Here is a 4,388-nt window from a genome sequence, read left to right as displayed (position 1 = left end):
CTGCAGAGAATGAGGCGGCCTAATCTATACAGGCTGAATCAGTGACATAATCAGTGACATAATCAGTGACATTTCCTCCGAATTATGCTAAAACCCGAGTTTGACAAAGAGAAAGCATCTCCGGAAGGACCAGAGATGCCCAAATATAAAGTAAATTGGCGGGAAGCAAAGGAAATAAGGAACGCTCAGTTCATGGACAATATGTAGCACGTTTTTCGGACCATTCATCTGCTATTTCCGCCCATTATACTTGATTCTTGAGGTCGCAATTTGCGACCTCAAGCGGCTGCGACCTCAAGTGAGTTCTAGCATGTAATCAAGCTCTGTGTCAATGCTCATCGACAGAAGAGTCACCAGAGAATGGGTGTGAACAGTTTGGAGCATCCGAACTGTTCATAGTCGGATCTTTTATACAGAATGTCCTACCGACTAAGCCATGCCACCGTGTATATAAATTATGATGGCTATGCAACATATAGTATGACGTTCAAGCCCAAGGCGAAGGTTGGGTTAATGACAGCAGGCTGGACGTCATGTTTTCATGACGGAATGCCGCTGGCGTTCTTCTGTTGATGAATGCCGGCGGCGAAATATTTTCCGCCAAAAAATCCAGAGGATATGCTAAAATTGGGATCGGTAGCCAGTATGGGCTTGCCAAAATATCTTTTGTTTTTCTTGGCTACTGTTTTTTATGCTGCATTTATACAAAAGGAAGTATTCGCATGATGATAAAGCGTCTGTTCAGGATGATGACTGTGTCAATTCTGTTGCTTTGCTTATTCGGGACGGCTGTGGCTGAAAATAAAAATGAAGAGATTCCGGGATGGAGAATCACTGACTCATCGGAGATTACGGAAGACGCACGGGCTGCTTTTGACAGCGCGAAGGCAGAACTTACAGATGCTGTATATGAACCTGTCGCGCTCCTGGGAGAGCAGCAGGATGTCTACTGCATCCTCTGCCGTGCCACGAGTGATTATGAGGGTGCAGAGCCGTATTATACATTGGTGTATGTCGGAAAAAACGGCGTACAGAACATATGGGATTTATGGGTGGAAACACATAGTGTACCGGAACAAAAAAGCGAAGAGGAAGAACGAATGGTTGATATCACCGCCCTTCTTACAGATCTTGCCACCGAACAGGAAGCGAGGGATCTGGTCACAGCCGACATGAAAGCGCTGGAAGATAACGAATTGGCTGTTTTTATCTTCGAAAAATGGAATGAGATCTATTTCAACCCGGATTACCGCCTGTATATTGACGGGAAAGATGATCCACAAGCGCTGCCAATCAGCGGAAAGCATGCCTTTGTGGTTCTGGGCTTTGAACTGGAAAACGGTGAGATGCGGGACGAACTGAAAGCGCGGTGTGAGGCCGCTGCCACAGCAGCCGAAACGTTTCCCAGTTCCATTCTGGTATGCTCAGGCGGCGCGACAGGCGAAAACAATCCGGAAGGTCATACCGAAGCAGGCCTAATGAAGGAGTATCTCGTGCATAACTGCGGAATTGCACCAGAAAGAGTCTATATTGATGAAAGCGCTATGACGACGCTCGATAACACCGTAAACACGTTTATGATCCTGAGAGACCAGGGGATCGATACGATGACCATCGTGACTTCATCGTATCATCAGCGGCGGGCGAACATCCTGTATGAAACACTGGCGGAAATTCTCCGGAAAAGGGAAGGCCTTTCCATCTCCGTTGCCGGGAATTACAGCTGTGAAGCACAGACATCGAAGGAACTTGAAAGATTTGATGCCAGAATCGCTGCTATGCAGCTGAATGAAATGCTGACGATATTCCTGCCTGAAGAGTAAGCATACCGTCTTTGCTGCGCAATTTGGTCGTATCATATCAGCGGATCCGTGATTTTGCCAAATCACGCTGATGGGACAGGAAACATGATATAAAGAATCAATGCTGTCCATTAAAAAATTAAGAGGGGGGTTATTTGATGAAAAAGATCTCGACAATGCTGCTCGTTCTGCTTCTGCTTTGTCTGACATCAGTGTCAGTGCTTGCGGAAAGCCAGCCTGACCTGCTTTCGGAATACTGGACGGAAGGTTCGGCGGCAGCGGAAAGCCTGAACGCTTATCTGCTGGCCGTCACGGACGAAGCGTCGCCCGATTATATCCCTGTGCCGGATCGCATTGCCGTATTTGACCTGGATGGCACGCTGATGTGCGAAACCTATCCCTTCTGCTTTGAATATATGGTGTTCGCGGATTATGCCCTGAACAGCGGCAGCGATACCATTACCGATGCGGTCAGAGCCGTCGCCCAGGAAATCATGGACGTCGCGGGCGCCGAAAAGCCCAGCAATACGAGCATCCGCCAAGCAGCCGCCGGCGCCATTGCCTACCGGGGCATGACCATGAAGGAACTGGCGGAAATGGTGCGCGCATTCAAAGAAAGCGAAGCCATGGGCTTTTCCGGCCTGAAGCGCGGTGATGCCTATTACAAGCCCATGTTGGAGCTGTTTGATAAGCTGCTGGAAAATGATTTCACCGTTTATGTCGTCACAGCCACCGAGCGGAATATCGTGCGGGAAGTGATCCGCGGCACGCTGAACATCCCGCCCTCCCATGTGATCGGCACGGAGTATGGCTATACCGCCACCGGCCAGGGTGAGACGGCGGATCCGAATTATACGTTCCAGCCTGACGACCAGATCGTATTCGACGGCAGCTACGCCGGCGAGAACGCCAAAACCTGCAAGGTGGACGCCATCGTTCGTGAAATCGGCCAGCAGCCGGTGCTGGCGTTCGGCAATTCCTCCGGGGATCTGGCTATGGAAATCTACACCATTTCCAACAACCCCTACAGGAGCGCGGCCTATATGGTGGTAGCAGACGACGCGGTGCGCGAGTACGGGAGCGCGGACGGCGCCCCCGATAAGAAAGCCAGCTATGAAAGCATGGGCATCGGCGTCATTTCCATGCGGGACGATTTTGCGACCATCTATGGCGACGGCGTGGAAAAGACGGAGATCGTCCAGGCAGTGAAGGAACCCGCAAAGGAGGAAGTGGACGTCCATGACGGCGTTCAGTATGTGCTGTATGTGGGCACCAATGACAAGGATACCAACAAACCTGTATTTACGCAGGCGGAAGCCATGGATATGCTCATTCAACACCGACCCGAGGCCGATCACTGCGCCTCCTTCATAGGGAGAATACATTTTATGGGCGGAAAAAACGAAGAAATCAATGTTTTCCTCCGGCTGGTTGACCGGATCGAGATCCGGAAAAACGACGGTTACGATATTACCATTCACTGGCGCACGACCGCCGAGCAGTTCCTTGGAAGGAAGAAAGAAGAAAGTGCCTGATGGCAGGCACGTATCCCGCAGAGCTTATGAATTGGGCTCTGCGGGCTTTTTTTGTTTTTGGGAATATGGTATTATAGGCGGGTGATGGCCGGGGAGGCTATCACTCCCAACTTTATATTTACTGAAGCAACGACAATCAGGATTTTCTTAACTCTACGGTCCGTCGAGGAAAAGTCAACCGACTCTATACGAGCATGGATTCATAGATAGTTATGATAATTTGTCAGGGGATGAGGAAGTTCAGGATATTGCCGTTGGTGGTTTAACCTGGGAAGACGCTGATTATCTCGAAACCGTTCGAGACATCAGTCGATGGGGAAAAGTAAAAACAACAATGAAAGAAAAAGGAATTCCTTTAACTGTCGATTTCGTAAAAGAAACAGTAAATGCAATGGTTGCAGCAATAATTGGTTCAGTCTTTGGCTAAGCATTCTTTATTTGAATCTTAATTTCGAGGTGATTCATTTGGCTCGCAGAGGTGGTTATAGAAGAAAAAGCCCTTCTTATGGCGGGAAGTTTATTACAAGAAAAAACCCGACATATCATCCGAGAAGCAGATCTAGGTCTTACAGTGGAGGAAGGAGTTCATCTTATCGCTCAGGACGAAGTACACAATCCGGTTGTTATATTGCTACATGTGTATACGGATCTTATGATTGCCCTGAAGTATGGGTGCTTCGGAGATATCGTGATATTAACCTTTCATCAACAAGGTTTGGTCGTTTATTTGTTCGTATTTACTATTGTATTAGTCCGATTCTTGTAAAGCTGTTTGGAAAAGAAAAATGGTTCACAAATATTGGGCGTAAATGGCTTGATTCATTTGTCCTAAAACTACGCAGACTAGGTTTTTCCGATGCTCCATATAAAGACAAAAAATCAAATCCATAGGAAACATCTATTTTGCGGCAACCCGTTCACATCTACGCAAGCAAGCTGTTATGCCCAACTGGATGTGAACGACGTGGAAGGCAACCTGACATGTTGAACAAAATGCGTACCTTTTTGAAGGAAATCTAAAGTACCCTATCGTACCACGATGTCGTGTTGA

General features: G+C 48.0%; 3 protein-coding genes and 1 pseudogene. All 4 read left to right on the top strand.

Annotation, left to right across the window (positions count from 1 at the left end; translation table 11 throughout):
* The first annotated feature begins 755 nt into the window (after positions 1-755).
* The gene (locus B2U90_RS12510; RefSeq protein WP_292017944.1) at positions 756-1,823 is read left to right on the top strand and encodes a YdcF family protein; all 1,068 of its coding nucleotides are present in this window, start codon (positions 756-758) and stop codon (positions 1,821-1,823) included.
* A 137-nt stretch (positions 1,824-1,960) separates the two neighbouring features.
* Positions 1,961-3,337, top strand: a complete 1,377-nt coding sequence (locus B2U90_RS12505) for an HAD family hydrolase (RefSeq protein ID WP_292017943.1) — start codon at positions 1,961-1,963, stop codon at positions 3,335-3,337.
* Positions 3,338-3,533: 196 nt separating this feature from the next.
* Positions 3,534-3,764: pseudogene (locus B2U90_RS12500) on the top strand (DUF2513 domain-containing protein); the annotation flags it as partial.
* 29 nt (positions 3,765-3,793) lie between these two features.
* Positions 3,794-4,228, top strand: a complete 435-nt coding sequence (locus tag B2U90_RS12590; protein ID WP_414673984.1) for a CFI-box-CTERM domain-containing protein — start codon at positions 3,794-3,796, stop codon at positions 4,226-4,228.
* The last annotated feature ends 160 nt before the right edge of the window (positions 4,229-4,388 follow it).

The organism is Megasphaera sp. UBA4233 (genome assembly GCF_002395615.1).
GTDB classification, from domain to species: domain Bacteria; phylum Bacillota; class Negativicutes; order Veillonellales; family Megasphaeraceae; genus Megasphaera; species Megasphaera hexanoica.
The sequence above is the reverse complement of the archived record's forward strand: the minus strand, read 5'-3'. Positions and strand labels throughout refer to the sequence as shown.